This is a genomic window from Hydrogenophaga sp. (assembly GCF_965657535.1).
Classification (GTDB): domain Bacteria; phylum Pseudomonadota; class Gammaproteobacteria; order Burkholderiales; family Burkholderiaceae_C; genus Hydrogenophaga.
The window spans coordinates 64,601-78,618 of the sequence record NZ_CBFHOP010000003.1; the positions used below are offsets into that span (position 1 = coordinate 64,601).

12 protein-coding genes are annotated in these 14,018 nt (G+C 62.4%); 3 read left to right on the top strand and 9 right to left on the bottom strand.

Going from position 1 to position 14,018, the window contains the following annotated elements:
• Positions 1 to 35 precede the first annotated feature (35 nt).
• The 7 genes from ACTG4K_RS05540 to ilvD (ACTG4K_RS05570) form a co-directional block, all read right to left on the bottom strand.
• Positions 36 to 1,592 carry a malonate--CoA ligase gene (locus ACTG4K_RS05540; protein ID WP_439113206.1) on the bottom strand — a complete coding sequence of 519 codons (1,557 nt, stop codon included), beginning with the start codon at positions 1,590 to 1,592 and terminating at the stop codon, positions 36 to 38.
• Between the two features lie 38 nt (positions 1,593 to 1,630).
• The gene (locus ACTG4K_RS05545; protein WP_439113207.1) at positions 1,631 to 2,398 is read right to left on the bottom strand and encodes an enoyl-CoA hydratase/isomerase family protein; all 768 of its coding nucleotides are present in this window, start codon (positions 2,396 to 2,398) and stop codon (positions 1,631 to 1,633) included.
• 2 nt (positions 2,399 to 2,400) lie between these two features.
• Positions 2,401 to 3,387, bottom strand: a complete 987-nt coding sequence (locus tag ACTG4K_RS05550; protein WP_439113208.1) for a Bug family tripartite tricarboxylate transporter substrate binding protein — start codon at positions 3,385 to 3,387, stop codon at positions 2,401 to 2,403.
• A gap of 28 nt (positions 3,388 to 3,415) precedes the next feature.
• Entirely contained in the window at positions 3,416 to 4,744 is a 1,329-nt protein-coding gene (locus ACTG4K_RS05555) for a malonyl-CoA decarboxylase domain-containing protein (protein ID WP_439113209.1), read from the bottom strand.
• On the bottom strand, positions 4,741 to 5,409 hold the full coding sequence (locus ACTG4K_RS05560) for a GntR family transcriptional regulator (RefSeq protein WP_439113210.1): 669 nt from the start codon (positions 5,407 to 5,409) through the stop codon (positions 4,741 to 4,743). The genes ACTG4K_RS05555 and ACTG4K_RS05560 overlap by 4 nt, the downstream gene beginning before the upstream one ends.
• Before the next feature lie 176 nt (positions 5,410 to 5,585).
• Positions 5,586 to 6,389, bottom strand: a complete 804-nt coding sequence (gene lgt, locus ACTG4K_RS05565) for a prolipoprotein diacylglyceryl transferase (protein WP_439113211.1) — start codon at positions 6,387 to 6,389, stop codon at positions 5,586 to 5,588.
• 77 nt (positions 6,390 to 6,466) lie between these two features.
• A complete protein-coding gene (gene ilvD / locus ACTG4K_RS05570) occupies positions 6,467 to 8,326 on the bottom strand; it encodes a dihydroxy-acid dehydratase (protein WP_439113212.1) in 1,860 nt (619 codons plus the stop codon).
• Positions 8,327 to 8,486: 160 nt separating this feature from the next.
• Between ilvD (ACTG4K_RS05570) and ilvD (ACTG4K_RS05575) the strand changes: the two genes are divergently transcribed.
• Complete coding sequence (gene ilvD / locus ACTG4K_RS05575; RefSeq protein ID WP_439113213.1) at positions 8,487 to 10,190, top strand: dihydroxy-acid dehydratase; 1,704 nt, start codon at positions 8,487 to 8,489, stop codon at positions 10,188 to 10,190.
• Between the two features lie 12 nt (positions 10,191 to 10,202).
• Here the strand turns inward: ilvD (ACTG4K_RS05575) and ACTG4K_RS05580 are convergent, their stop codons facing one another.
• The gene (locus ACTG4K_RS05580) at positions 10,203 to 10,445 is read right to left on the bottom strand and encodes a TIGR04438 family Trp-rich protein (protein WP_439113214.1); all 243 of its coding nucleotides are present in this window, start codon (positions 10,443 to 10,445) and stop codon (positions 10,203 to 10,205) included.
• A 121-nt stretch (positions 10,446 to 10,566) separates the two neighbouring features.
• Here ACTG4K_RS05580 and ACTG4K_RS05585 point away from each other — a divergent pair, with 121 nt between their 5' ends.
• Entirely contained in the window at positions 10,567 to 10,872 is a 306-nt protein-coding gene (locus ACTG4K_RS05585; RefSeq protein ID WP_439113215.1) for a c-type cytochrome, read from the top strand.
• Between the two features lie 93 nt (positions 10,873 to 10,965).
• On the opposite strand, the gene acs is transcribed toward ACTG4K_RS05585, so the two are convergent.
• Positions 10,966 to 12,960, bottom strand: a complete 1,995-nt coding sequence (acs, locus tag ACTG4K_RS05590; protein ID WP_439113216.1) for an acetate--CoA ligase — start codon at positions 12,958 to 12,960, stop codon at positions 10,966 to 10,968.
• Positions 12,961 to 13,126: 166 nt separating this feature from the next.
• Between acs and ACTG4K_RS05595 the strand changes: the two genes are divergently transcribed.
• Positions 13,127 to 14,002, top strand: coding sequence for an ion transporter (locus ACTG4K_RS05595; RefSeq protein ID WP_439113217.1), 876 nt, complete (start codon positions 13,127 to 13,129; stop codon positions 14,000 to 14,002).
• The last annotated feature ends 16 nt before the right edge of the window (positions 14,003 to 14,018 follow it).

The following is a 14,018-nucleotide window of genomic DNA, read 5'->3' on the forward strand; positions in this document are numbered from 1 at the left end:
ACGCGCTCCGGACCGCACGCCGCAGCGGTTTGTCGTTAGGCGGTGAACAATCCCTTGTACTGCTCGCGCAGCAGGTTCTTTTGTACCTTGCCCATGGTGTTGCGGGGCAGTTCGTGCACCACAAAACAGCGCTTGGGAATCTTGAAATTGGCCAGCTTCGACTTGAGTGCGGCAACGATCTGATCCGCTTCCAGCACAGCACCAGGCTTGGCAATGACCACCGCCACACCCACTTCGCCAAAGTCGGGGTGGGGCACGCCCACCAACGCGCTTTCAGCCACGCCAGGCAACTCGTTGATGAAGCCCTCAATCTCGGCCGGGTACACGTTGTAGCCGCCAGAGATGATGAGGTCTTTGCTGCGCCCCACGATGCACACGTAGCCCCGTTCATCCACACGGCCCACATCGCCCGTCTTGAAAAAGCCGTCGGCGGTGAATTCTTCGGCGGTTTTTTCGGGCATGCGCCAATAGCCCTGGAACACATTGGGACCGCGAACCTGAATGCCGCCAATCTCACCCGCCGGCAACCCTTGACCCGCGTCGTCCACCACACGCAGGTCCACACCCGGCAGGGGAAAACCCACCGTGGAACCCCGCCGCTCCATCTGGTTGTCGAAGCGGGCATCGGGGCCGCAGGGGTTTGAAGTGAGCATCACCGTTTCGCTCATGCCGTAGCGCTCCAGAATGGTGTGGCCTGTTCGGTTCTGCCATTCATTGAAGGTCTCGATCAGCAAGGGCGCCGAGCCCGAGATGAACAGCCGCATGTGGGCCGCCTGCTGCCGCGTCAGGGAAGTCTCAGCGAGCATGCGCACATACAGCGTGGGCACACCCATGAATACAGTGGCACGTGGAAACAGCGAAATCGCCTTGGGCGCGTCGAACTTGTTGAGCCACAGCATGGGGCTGCCATTGATGAGCGCACCGTGAATGGCCACAAACAGGCCGTGCACATGGAAGATGGGCAAGGCGTGGATCAGCACGTCGTTTGGTTGCCAAGCCCAGTAGGACTGCAACACCTGGGCGTTGCTCAGCACATTGCCATGGGACAACATGGCGCCCTTGCTGCGCCCGGTGGTGCCACTGGTGTAGATGATGACGGCCAGGTCGTCGGCCGCACAAACCGCTGGCTGGTGCACATCGCTGTGGTGGGCGGCACGCTCAAGCAGGCTGCCGTTGCGCGCGTCGTCCAGGGTGAACACGTGGCGCGTGCCCGCATTGAAGGCGATCTTGGACACCCAGCCAAAGTTTTTCGGGCTGCACACCACCACGGCCGGCTCGGCGTTGCCCACAAAATATTCGATTTCAGCGCTCTGGTAAGCGGTATTGAGCGGCAGAAACACATAACCGGCCCGCAGCGTGGCCAAATAAAGCACCAGCGCTTCCACCGATTTTTCAACCTGTACGGCCACCCGGGCACCCGGGGGCAGATCCAGCGAATCCAGCAAGTTGGCCATCATGGCGGTGGCCCGGTCCAGGTCGCGCCAGCTGTAGCGCAGGCTGGGGCCATCGGGGTCAACGGTTTCCACCGCCAAGCGGTCCAGATCGAGGGGGAAGGCCGCGCGCAGCGCAGCAAACAGGTTGTGGTTGGTCATGCTTTGGCCACAGGTTTCAAAAAGGATGGATCAAGGAATCAAAAAGCCGGTTTGCGCTTGGCCATGAAGGCACCCACACCTTCGCGGTGCTCGGCGCTGTCGGCGTAGCGGTAGGCGTCCGCCAGCAAGTCGGGCGGCAGCGGCTGAGACGCCAGGCGGCGCAGGGTCTGTTTGTTGAGGCGAGCGGCTTGCGGTGCCAGTTGGGTCGCTTGCAGCGCGCGCGCCAGGGCTTGCCCGGCCACCTCGGCGTCGGGCCACACCGCCTGCAAAAAGCCGCGCTGCCTCATTTCGGATGCGTCCAGCACGGCAGCTTCCAACAGCATCTCACGGGCGGTAGCCAGCCCGACTTCTCGCGCGACCAACTGCGCCTCGCGCGGGGCCATGGGAAAGCCCAGGCGGGCGATGGGTGCGCCAAAACGGGCACCCTGCCCGGCCAGGCGTATGTCACAGCAGCTGGCAATTTCGACGCCAGCGCCCATGCAGTTGCCTTCAATTTGTGCGAACAGGGGCAGGTCGCAGGCCAGCATGGCGCTCAAGCCGCCCCACACATCTTGCTCATGGAAGTCGCGCAGACCCGCTTCGTCAAAACGAAACGCTGGGTATTCGCTGATATCGCCACCGGCACAGAAATGCCCGCCCTGCCCGCACACCAGCACGGCACGCACCTCGGTGCGGCTTTGCAAGTCGTCAAAAACGACCTTCAAGGCGCGCCACATGGCGCGGGACATGGCGTTGAAACGCCCCTGGTGACTCAGCGTCACGCGGGCCAGTGGGCCATCACATTCAAGCAAGACACTGCCCGACATGCTCAGTCCAGCTTGGCGCCAGACGCCTTGACAACCTGAGCCCAGCGGCGGATTTCGCCTTTCACAAAGGCGTCAAACTGAGGCCCACGCACGTTGGCGAACTCGGCGCCCTGCCCCGCCCAGATGGCCCGACTTTCATCGGCACTGACGGCGCGGGTGATTTCTTCGATGGCGCGCACCTGCACATCGGGCGGCGTACCTGCGGGAGCCCAGATGCCGTACCAAGTGGTCACCGTGTAGTCCGGCAGGCCCAGTTCGGCGGCGCAAGGCACGTCTGGGAACGCAGCGTTGCGCTTGCTACCCGACACCATCAGCGCCTTGATGCGCCCACCCTTGATATGGCCAGCCGAAGAACCCAGCCCATCAAACATCATGTCAACGTTGCCCGCTATGAGATCGTTGAGTGCCGGGCCGGCGCCGCGGTACGGAATGTGGGTGATGAAGGTTTTGGTCTGCTGCTTGAACAGTTCGCCCGCCAGGTGGTGCGATGTACCGCTGCCCGCTGAGCCGTAGTTGAGCTTGCCTGGGTTGGATTTCACACGAGCCAAAAATGCCTTGAAATCCAGACCTTCGTATTTCTTGCTGTTCACCACCAGCACCTGGGGCACGCTGGCCACCAGTATCAGCGGCACAAAATCCTTCTCGATGTCGTAGTCCAGACGGGGGTACATGCTGGGTGCAATGGCATGGTGCACGGCCCCCATAAACAGCGTGTAGCCGTCGGGCGCGGCCTTGGCTGCCACGCCCGCACCCAGCGTACCGCCGGCGCCACCGCGGTTGTCAATCACCAGCGACTTGCCCGAGAGGCGCGTGAACTGGGCACCCATCGGCCGGGCGAAGGCATCTGTCCCACCGCCGGCGGGAAAAGGCACCACCAGGTTCACCGGCCGGGTGGGCCAAGTAGCCTGCGCGTGGCCTGCTGTGCTGTAAACAGCAGCGCCGGCGATGGCGGCACACAAAATATCTCGTCGGTTCAGGTCGTGGTTCATGCTTGTCTCCAGGGTTGTAATGGGCGCGTCACAGGTAGAGGTCCTTGATCGCGCGGGCTGTCGGGATCTTTGCTTGCGCCAGCATGGCGCGGTGTTTGTCGAGTCGCTTCAGGTCGTAGAGGTAGTTCACCATCAAGCCGTACGATTGTTTCAGTCCCTTGGCTGAGGGGTCTGCGGCCCAGTTCAAGCGCTCCACACAGGCGCCGTTGCCCAGGTGAAAGCGAGCCACCGGGTCCACCGGTTTGCCTTCTTTCAGCTCGGCACCCAGGTAGCGCGCCGCCCAGCCCAGCAAGGCGCGCCGCTCGGGCGCGTTTTCAGGCAATTCGGCAACCTGCTCCCAGGCCGTGAGCAGCTCGCCTGGCGCGTTTTTCACCAGCCAGCCGCGCAGGCCGGGAATGGGTGACAAGGTCGCGAATGTCTTGAGCCTGGGAAATTCCTGCTGCAGCGTTTCCACCACTTCCTTGATGAGCGAGTCTCCAAAACTGACGCCGCGCAAGCCGGGCTGGGTGTTGCTGATGGAATAAAAAATAGCGGTGGTGGCGCGCTCCAGATCGGCGGGGGCTGCGGCCTCGTCCAGCAGCGGCGTGATGCTGGTGGCGATCTCTTTGACCAGCGCCACCTCCACAAAAATGAGCGGCTCACCCGGCAGGCGCGGGTGAAAAAAACCGTAACAACGGCGGTCGCTATCGAGCCGGTTTTTCACATCGGCCCAGCTGCGTATGTCGTGCACCGCCTCGTATTTGATGAGCTTTTCCACCAACGAGGCCGGCGAGTCCCAGCTGATGCGGCGCAGCTCCAGAAAGCCAACGTCAAACCAGGTGGAAAACATGTATTCCATCTCTACGTCCAGCGCCAGCAAGCGCTTTTCAGTCTTCAATGCGGGCTGCATTTCGGCCCGCAAGTCCACCAGAAAGCGCACACCTTCCTGGTGGGCGCTGAAGCGCTGCAGCAGCCTGCGCCGGGGCGAAACGGTCGCGCGCCGAAAAAGCACCTCGGCCGCAGCTTCGTCTGGGGTACCCATCGCGGCGTCCAGCCGGGCCTGCGCCTGCTTGACCTGCACCGGGTCGGCCATGAAGCGCTCGCTCATCAGCAACCACAGGTCGCGACGCTGCGGCGCTGGCGCGCTGGCGTACCAGTCCATCACCGCCTCGGCGCGGCGCCCACCTTCCACCTCGCTCACCAACGGGTCCACGATGGCGCGCAAGTCATCCAACACATGGCGCAGCGCTCGCGGCGACAGGGCCTCTGGCCCCTGACGCAGCGTCGCCTTGAGGCGGTCTTGCGTCGAACGCGGTGCGCTGGGCGCAGCAGACTTGAGGCGCGCGACGCGCTGAACGATCCAGTCGGTGGTGTTCATGCCGTGATCCGTGTGGTCTGGTTGCGAGCAAGTTCGCGCAGGGCAATGCGCTGGCGCGTCAAGTGGGTGCGCATGGCGGCTTCAGCGCCCTCGGCATCGCGCGCCTTGAGCGCGGCAAACACCGCCATGTGCTCGGACAGGCTTTGCTCCAGGCGGCCTGGGGCGTGCAGCTGCTGCAGCCGCGCGAGCTTGACGAGCTTGCGCAAGTCGCCAATCACCTGCGCCAGCCAGCGGTTGTTGGCCAGGGTGATGATGGCTTCGTGGATCGCGAAATTGGCCTCGTAGTAGTCGTTGATGCGGCGCGCACGCGCATGCCGGTTGAGCCGTTCGTGCAGCTGCTCCAATGCAGCCAGGTCGGCGTCGCTGGCGTTGTTGGCGGCCTCGTAGGCGCAGCGCCCTTCCAGCAGCGCAATCACCGGGAAGATTTCATCCAGATCGCGCTCGGTGATTTCGCTCACGAAACAGCCGCGGCGCGGCTGGTGGTGCAACAAGCCTTCGGCCGTGAGCACCTTGAGCGCCTCACGCAGCGGCGTGCGCGAAATCGCCAGTTCGCTGCACAAGGCCAACTCGTCAACAAAGCTGCCAGGCGCCAGCACGCCCGCAAAGATGCGTTCTCGCAACTTGGCCGCCACTTCGTCATGCAGAGAGTTGAGCACCACGCGCATCCGTAATCACCTGTAATTACGGATAATTCTATGGGCACAGAGCGGTGTCTCCCTGTGGTGTTTACCCTCGAAACGGTTGGCGGCTGAACAAGTTGGCCCATCCACAGCGCCCCGTACCGCGCAGGTAGCGCCCTGTCAGCACCCCGCAGCTCGCGGGCAGCTGAGCAGGCAAGGTGTCAGGCCTTGCGCCCAAACCACCACCACAGGCCGGCGCCACCCAGGATCATGGGCACGCACAACCACTGTCCCATGCTCATGCCCAGCGACAGCAGGCCCAGGTGGGCATCGGGCTCACGGAAAAATTCGGCGATAAAACGGAACACACCGTAGCCCAGAAGAAACAGCGCTGAGACCTGCCCCGTGGCGCGTGGCTTGCGCGCATAGAGCCAGAGCAATACAAACAGCAAAAGCCCTTCCAGCAGGAACTGATAGGCCTGCGAAGGATGGCGCGGCAAGTCGCCCGCGCCACGAAACACCATGCCCCAGGGCAACGACGGATCGGCCACGCGGCCCCACAACTCACCGTTGATGAAGTTGCCCAGGCGACCGGCGGCCAGCCCCGTCGGCACACAAGGCGCCACAAAATCCATGACCTGAAGAAACGGTCGACGGCGGCTGCGCGCGTACCAGACCATGGCCAGCATCACGCCCAGCAAACCGCCGTGAAAGCTCATGCCGCCTTGCCAGACGGCGAAGATCTCCAACGGATTCGCCAGGTAATAAGCGGGCTTGTAAAACAGGCAATAGCCCACACGCCCACCCAGCACCACGCCCATGACGCCAAGGAACAGGATGTCTTCCACGTCCCGCCGAACCCAGGGTGAGGGCTGCTGCACGGCGGCAAACGGCAGGTGCCGCAGCCGGGCGTTGGCCAGCAGCATGAAGAGGCCAAAAGCGGCGAGGTAAGTGAGCCCGTACCAGTGAATGGCCACAGGCCCGATCTGCAGCGCGACAGGGTCGATTTGAGGATGGATCAGCATGGTCTGCGATTGTGCACGCAAGCGCCACCCGATGAGCCGAGCGGCACCGGCATGCCTGCCCGCGCCGCTGTGGAGGGTCAGTCGCCGAGCAGCGACAGATTGCGCACGGCGCCTTTGTCGGCCGAGGTTGCGAGCAGTGCGTAGGCTTTGAGCGCGGCCGACACCTTGCGCGGACGCGGCAGGGCTGGTTTCCAGCCTTTGGCGTCTTGTTCAGCGCGGCGCTGGGCCAGTTCTTCGTCGCTCACCAGCAGGTTGATGCTGCGGTTGGGAATGTCGATGCGGATCTTGTCGCCGTTGCGCACCAGACCGATGGCGCCGCCGGCGGCTGCTTCGGGCGAGCAGTGGCCAATGGACAGGCCCGACGTGCCGCCCGAAAAACGACCATCGGTGAGCAGCGCGCAGGCCTTGCCCAGGCCCTTGGACTTGATGTAGCTGGTCGGATACAGCATTTCCTGCATGCCGGGGCCGCCTTTGGGCCCTTCGTAGCGCACGATCACCACGTCGCCGGCCTTCACGTTGTCGGCCAGGATCTGGGCCACCGCTTCGTCCTGCGACTCGGTCACAAAGGCCGAGCCTTCGAACACCAGAATCGATTCGTCCACCCCTGCGGTCTTCACTACGCAGCCGTCCAGCGCAATGTTGCCATGCAGCACGGCCAGGCCGCCCTCTTGCGAGAAGGCGTGTTCGCCCGAGCGAATACAACCTTCGGCGCGGTCCACGTCCAGGCTGGGCCAGCGCGTGGCCTGGCTGAACGCAACCTGCGTGGGAATGCCGGCCGGGCCCGCCATGTAGAAGGTCTTGACGGCTTCGGACGGGCTGCGCGCAATGTCCCAGGCGTCCAGCGCGTCCTTCATGGTCTTGCTGTGGATGGTGGGCACATCGGTGTGCAGCTTGCCGGCGCGGTCCAGTTCACCCAGGATGGCCATGATGCCGCCGGCGCGGTGCACATCTTCAATGTGGTACTTGTTGGTGTTGGGCGCCACCTTGCACAGCTGCGGCACCACGCGCGACAGACGGTCGATGTCGGCCATGGTGAAGTCAATTTCAGCTTCCTGGGCAATCGCCAGAATGTGCAGGATGGTGTTGGTCGAGCCGCCCATGGCGATGTCCAGCGTGATCGCGTTCTCAAAGGCCTTGAAGCCCATGGAGCGCGGCAATACCGTCGCATCCTCTTGCTCGTAATAGCGCTTGCACAGCTCCACCGCCATGCGGCCAGCGCGTTTGAACAGCTGTTCGCGGTCGGCGTGGGTGGCCAGCACCGTGCCGTTGCCGGGGAGCGCCAAGCCCAGTGCCTCAGCCAGGCAGTTCATGGAATTGGCGGTGAACATGCCCGAGCACGAACCGCAGGTGGGGCAAGCAGAGCGCTCCACTTCGGCCAGATCGGCCTCGCTGACCTTGTCATCCACCGCCATCACCATCGCGTCCACCAGGTCGAGTTTCTTGAACTCGATCTTCTGCGTGTCGGGGTTGGCCAGGCGCACCTTGCCCGCTTCCATCGGGCCACCCGAGACGAACACCACGGGGATGTTCAGGCGCATTGCTGCCATCAGCATGCCGGGGGTGATCTTGTCGCAGTTGGAGATACACACCAGCGCGTCGGCGCAGTGGGCGTTGACCATGTATTCCACCGAATCGGCAATCAGCTCGCGGCTGGGCAGCGAATACAGCATGCCGTCGTGGCCCATGGCAATGCCATCGTCCACCGCGATGGTGTTGAACTCTTTCGCCACGCCGCCCACGGCCTCGATCTCGCGCGCCACCAGTTGGCCCAGGTCTTTCAGGTGCACATGGCCCGGCACAAACTGGGTGAACGAGTTGGCGATGGCGATGATCGGCTTTTCAAAGTCACCGTCTTTCATGCCGGTGGCACGCCACAGCGAACGGGCACCTGCCATATTGCGGCCGGCGGTGGAAGTTTTGGAGCGGTAAGCGGGCATGGTGAGGCTTCGGCTGGAAGGGTTCAGGAAGGGGAAATATCGACCGCAATTATCGCCCACCCCGCGGCGGGTTATGCAGCGTGCGCTATAAGGCGGGGTGTCCGAACAGCCCAGCCACACGGCACACCAACGCCCATTGACCTGACCGAAGAGACCCACCATGGCCGAATCCAAAACCATCCCGATCCAGCCCATCAACCGCCGCAGCGCGAACATCACCCAGGGCAAATCACGCGCGCCCAACCGCTCGATGTACTACGCCATGGGCTACGAAGAAGGCGACTTTGTGAAACCCATGGTGGGCGTCGCCAATGGCCACAGCACCATCACACCGTGCAACTCGGGCTTGCAGAAACTGGCCGACGCAGCGATTGCCGGCATTGAAGAGGCGGGTGGCAACGCCCAGGTGTTTGGCACCCCCACCATTTCGGACGGCATGGCCATGGGCACCGAAGGCATGAAGTACTCGCTGGTGTCGCGAGAGGTGATTTCAGACTGCGTGGAAACCTGCGTGCAGGGCCAGTGGATGGACGGCGTGGTCGTCATCGGGGGTTGCGACAAAAACATGCCCGGCGGTCTGATGGGCATGCTGCGGGCCAATGTGCCTGCCATTTATGTGTACGGCGGCACCATCCTGCCGGGGCGCTACAAGGACCAGGACCTTAACATCGTCAGCGTGTTTGAAGCCGTGGGGCAAAACGCTGCCGGCACCCTGAGCGATATTGACCTGCATGAGATCGAGCGACGCGCCATTCCCGGCACCGGCTCTTGCGGTGGCATGTACACCGCCAACACCATGTCGTCGGCCTTCGAAGCGCTGGGCATCTCGCTGCCCTACTCCTCGACCATGGCCAACGTGCACAACGAAAAGGTGGAGTCGGCCAAGGAGTCGGCCCGGGTGCTGATCGAAGCGATCCGCCAGGACATCAAGCCACGCGATATCGTCACGCGCAAATCTATCGAGAACGCAGTGGCCGTGATCATGGCCACCGGCGGCTCGACCAATGCGGTGCTGCACTTCCTGGCCATCGCGCATTGCGCTGGCGTGGAGTGGAGCATCGACGACTTCGAGCGTATCCGCCAGCGCACCCCCGTGCTGTGCGACCTGAAGCCCAGCGGCAAGGCGCTTGCAGTGGATCTGCACGTTGCAGGCGGTATTCCGCAGGTCATGAAAATGCTGCTGAACGCCGGCCTGCTGCACGGCGATTGCATCACCATCACCGGGCAGACCATTGCCGAGGTGCTGAAAGATGTGCCGGACGCGCCGCCCGAGCAGAGCGTGATCCACACCATCGAGAACGCGATGTACAAGCAGGGCCACCTGGCCATCCTCAAGGGCAACCTCTCGCCCGAGGGCTGTGTGGCCAAGATCACGGGCCTGAAAAACCCGGTCATGACCGGCCCTGCCCGCGTGTTTGACGACGAGCAGTCGGCGCTCAAAGCCATCCTGGACGGCAAGATCGTGGCTGGTGACGTGATGGTGCTGCGCTACCTGGGCCCCAAAGGCGGTCCCGGCATGCCTGAGATGCTGGCACCCACCGGCGCTTTGATTGGCGCAGGGCTGGGCGAAAGCGTGGGCCTCATCACCGATGGCCGCTTCTCGGGTGGCACCTGGGGCATGGTGGTCGGCCATGTGGCGCCCGAGGCAGCCGCCGGCGGGACCATCGCCTTTGTCGAAGAAGGCGACAGCATCACCATCGACTCCGTCGCACTGAAGCTGGAACTCAACGTGCCTGACAGTGAAATTGCACGGCGCAAGGCGGGTTGGACCGCTCCGGCACCGCGCTACACGCGAGGCGTACAAGCCAAGTTTGCCTTCAACGCGTCCAGCGCCAGCAAGGGCGCCGTGCTGGACAACTACTGAAGCACACGCCGCTTATTTGCGCCGCTTGCTTTTGATGCCCAGCGCCTCGCGCTGGCGGTCGATGCGGTCCTGCTTTTTCTGGTCCATGCGTTCCATGGCTTTGCGTTTGGTGTAGCCGGTGGTGTCGGCCCAGGCCCACCAGCCCATGGCCATGGCAAAGGGCGACAAGACCCACCACCATGAGAGATCGGCCACGAAACCGATCTCGAAATACTTCAACAGCATCAGGCCAATGCCCGTGAACAGGAAAAACATCACACCCTCCAGTAAAGGCCCGATAAAGCCCGGCAAGAAACTGTAACCGACCGTATCAAAGCCGGGGTAACCGCTAAAATTGCAACGTCTGCCCCATTCTCATATTCCACAAGGACACCATATGAAACGCGCTCTTTTGATTATGGCCGCCATGGCCGCTATCGCTGCACCGGCCATGGCCGATGAAGCCCTGGCCAAAAGCAAGAACTGCATGGCTTGCCATGCCGCCGACAAGAAGCTGGTCGGCCCGTCTTACAAAGATGTGGCCAAGAAATACGCTGGTGACGCGAAAGCTGTTGACATGCTGGCCGCCAAGATCATCAAAGGTGGATCTGGCGTGTGGGGTGCGATTCCCATGCCAGCCAACACGCAGGTGAGCGAAGCCGACTCCAAGAAGCTGGCAGCTTGGGTTTTGAGCCTGAAGTAAGTTTGGGCCCACTTGAGATAAAAAAAACCCGCTGGAATCCAGCGGGTTTTTTGTTGCCCGAACGACTTGCGGCGATCAGGCAGTTTCACAGCCTCAATTGTTTTCGGACAATTGATCCAAGATGGCCGGATTCTCCAGGGTGGAGGTGTCCTGGGTGATGGCCTCTCCCTTGGCGATCGAGCGCAGCAGGCGGCGCATGATCTTGCCCGAGCGCGTCTTGGGCAGGTTGTCGCCAAAACGGATGTCCTTGGGCTTGGCGATCGGGCCGATCTCCTTGCCCACCCAGTCGCGCAGCACCTTGGCAATGGCTTTGGCTTCGTCACCGGTGGGGCGCGAACGCTTGAGCACCACGAAGGCCACGATGGCTTCGCCAGTGAGGTCGTCTGGACGACCCACCACGGCGGCCTCTGCCACCAAGTCCGTCTTGCCCACCAGCGCAGACTCGATCTCCATCGTGCCCATGCGGTGACCCGACACGTTCAGCACGTCGTCAATGCGGCCGGTGATGCGGAAATAACCGCGGTCCACGCTGCGCACGGCGCCGTCGCCGGCCAAGTAATAACCCTTGAGCTCTTCGGGGAAGTAGCTTTTCTTGAAACGCTCGGGGTCGCCCCAAATGGTGCGGATCATCGAAGGCCAAGGGCGCTTGACCACCAAAATACCGCCTGCGCCATTCGGCACGTCGTTACCCGTCTCGTCCACGATGGCGGTGGTGATACCGGGCAGCGGCAGCGTGCACGAACCAGGCACCAGCGGCGTGGCGCCTGGCAGCGGCGAGATCATGTGGCCACCGGTTTCGGTCTGCCAGAAAGTGTCCACAATGGGGCAACGCTCGCCGCCAACATGCTTGTAGTACCACATCCAGGCTTCCGGGTTGATGGGCTCACCCACCGAACCCAGCAGGCGCAAGCTGCTCAGGTCGGAGCGGGCCGGGTGCACCTTTTCGTCGCCTTCGGCGGCCTTGATCAGCGAACGGATAGCGGTGGGCGCGGTGTAGAAGATCGTGCACTTGTGCTTTTCGATCATCTGCCAGAAGCGGCCAGCGTTCGGGTAAGTGGGCACGCCTTCAAACACGATCTGCGTGGCGCCGGCAGCCAGTGGGCCGTAGGCGACATAGGTGTGGCCGGTGATCCAGCCAATGTCGGCCGTGCACCAGAAAATGTCGCTGTCCTTCAGGTCGAAGGTCCAGTTCATGGTCAGGTTGGCCCACAGCAAGTAACCACCGGTGCTGTGCTGAACACCCTTGGGCGTGCCGGTGGAACCGGAGGTGTAGAGCACGAAGAGCGGATGCTCTGCACTCACCATTTCCGCAGGGCAATCGGTCGATTGTGCGGCCATCACGTCGTGCATAAAGCTATCGCGACCGGCCACCATGTTCACGGCGGTGGCGGTGCGCTGGAAGACGATCACGTCTTTCACGCACTCGCAACCACCCATGCCAATGCCTTCGTCCACGATGGACTTCAGCGGCAGCTCTTTGCCACCACGCAATTGGTAGTTGGCGGTGATCACGGCCACTGCACTGGCATTTTGAATGCGCTCTTGCAGCGCTTTGGCCGAGAAGCCACCGAAGACCACGCTGTGGGTGGCGCCAATGCGGGCACAGGCCTGCATGGCCACCACGCCTTCAATGGTCATAGGCATGTAGATGACGACGCGGTCGCCCTTCTTCACGCCTCTGGCCTTGAGCGCATTGGCAAACTGCGACACCTTGGCCAGCAGTTCTTTGTAGGTCACCTTGGTCACTTCGCCGCCATCGGCTTCGAAGATGATGGCGGTCTTGTTCTCCACAGGGGTGCCCATGTGGCGGTCCAGGCAGTTGTACGAGGCATTCAGTTCACCGTCTTCGAACCACTTGTAGAACGGCGCGTTCGACTCATCCAGCGTCTTGGTGAAAGGTTTGTGCCACGTCAGGGTTTCGCGAGCACGCTTGGCCCAAAAACCCTCAAAGTCGTTTTCCGCCTCGGCACACAGCGCGTTGTAGGCATCCATGCCCGAAATGCGGGCGGACTTGACCGTCGCTTCGGTGGGTTCAAAAACGCGGTTTTCGACCAGGGTGGATTGAATGGACGTCGACGGTGCGGACATGGGCAGTCTCCTCGGGTGTATTGGATAACAGATCAGCCATCGAATGTGCGCAAAGGCTCTTACGAGCCACTTACATGACCGGCAGGCTACATGGCCCGTTGAACCGCAGGGCACTGGTAAGACCCCTAAAATGCAATCCCTCTTTTACCCTCGCTTTTCAAGCGCCATGCCCGTATCACACCCCGATTCCAACCCAGGCATGCGCGTGCGCTTGGGCGCGTTCCTGGCCAATGCCCGCGTTCAGCAGTTCATCATCGCCTTGATCGTGATCAACGCGGTGCTGATGGGGCTGGAAACATCGGGCACCTTGATGGCCCAATACGGTCCCACCCTGCTGGCGTTCGACCGCGCCATCCTGGTGGTGTTCGTGCTGGAAATTGCCCTGCGCCTTTACGTGCATCGCGTAGCGTTCTTCCGCGACCCCTGGAGCCTGTTCGATTTTGCGGTGGTGGGCATCGCCCTGGTTCCGGCCAGCGGACCCTTCGCAGTGCTGCGCGCCTTGCGCGTGCTTCGGGTGCTGCGCATGCTCACCATGGTGCCTTCCATGCGACGTGTGGTGGGTGCCCTGCTGTCGGCCATCCCTGGACTGTCGTCGATTGCCCTGGTGCTGCTGCTCGTTTTTTACGTTTTTGCCGTGATCGCCACGCACTTGTTCGGCGCAGCCTTTCCAGAATGGTTTGGCCACTTGGGACGATCGCTGTACACCCTGTTCCAGGTCATGACGCTGGAGAGCTGGTCCATGGGCATCGCCCGGCCGGTGATGGAAGTGGCACCCTTTGCCTGGGTCTTCTTCATCATCTTCATCCTGTTTGCCACCTTCACGATGCTCAACCTGTTCATCGCGATCATCGTCAACGCGATGCAGACCTTCAACGAGGGCGAACACCAGTCCACGGTAGAAGCGGTGGAGCAGGTTGGCCAGTCCATTGAGCACCAGCTGCACTCAGAAGTGCAACTGCTGCGCCAGGAAATCAGCGAACTCAAGGGACTGCTGCGCGGCACTGACGGAGCCATCGGCGCCCACCGCCCGCGCCCTGCCTAAGCCAAGCCCCGCTGAG

Bases quoted from the DNA above. Each gene is read 5' to 3' on its own strand.
- ACTG4K_RS05540 (WP_439113206.1), bottom strand. From the start codon at position 1,592: ATGACCAACCACAACCTGTTTGCTGCGCTGCGCGCGGCCTTCCCCCTC.
- ACTG4K_RS05545 (WP_439113207.1), bottom strand. From the start codon at position 2,398: ATGTCGGGCAGTGTCTTGCTTGAATGTGATGGCCCACTGGCCCGCGTG.
- ACTG4K_RS05550 (WP_439113208.1), bottom strand. From the start codon at position 3,387: ATGAACCACGACCTGAACCGACGAGATATTTTGTGTGCCGCCATCGCC.
- ACTG4K_RS05555 (WP_439113209.1), bottom strand. From the start codon at position 4,744: ATGAACACCACCGACTGGATCGTTCAGCGCGTCGCGCGCCTCAAGTCT.
- ACTG4K_RS05560 (WP_439113210.1), bottom strand. From the start codon at position 5,409: ATGCGCGTGGTGCTCAACTCTCTGCATGACGAAGTGGCGGCCAAGTTG.
- lgt (WP_439113211.1), bottom strand. From the start codon at position 6,389: ATGCTGATCCATCCTCAAATCGACCCTGTCGCGCTGCAGATCGGGCCT.
- ilvD (WP_439113212.1), bottom strand. From the start codon at position 8,326: ATGCCCGCTTACCGCTCCAAAACTTCCACCGCCGGCCGCAATATGGCA.
- ilvD (WP_439113213.1), top strand. From the start codon at position 8,487: ATGGCCGAATCCAAAACCATCCCGATCCAGCCCATCAACCGCCGCAGC.
- ACTG4K_RS05580 (WP_439113214.1), bottom strand. From the start codon at position 10,445: ATGTTTTTCCTGTTCACGGGCATTGGCCTGATGCTGTTGAAGTATTTC.
- ACTG4K_RS05585 (WP_439113215.1), top strand. From the start codon at position 10,567: ATGAAACGCGCTCTTTTGATTATGGCCGCCATGGCCGCTATCGCTGCA.
- acs (WP_439113216.1), bottom strand. From the start codon at position 12,960: ATGTCCGCACCGTCGACGTCCATTCAATCCACCCTGGTCGAAAACCGC.
- ACTG4K_RS05595 (WP_439113217.1), top strand. From the start codon at position 13,127: ATGCCCGTATCACACCCCGATTCCAACCCAGGCATGCGCGTGCGCTTG.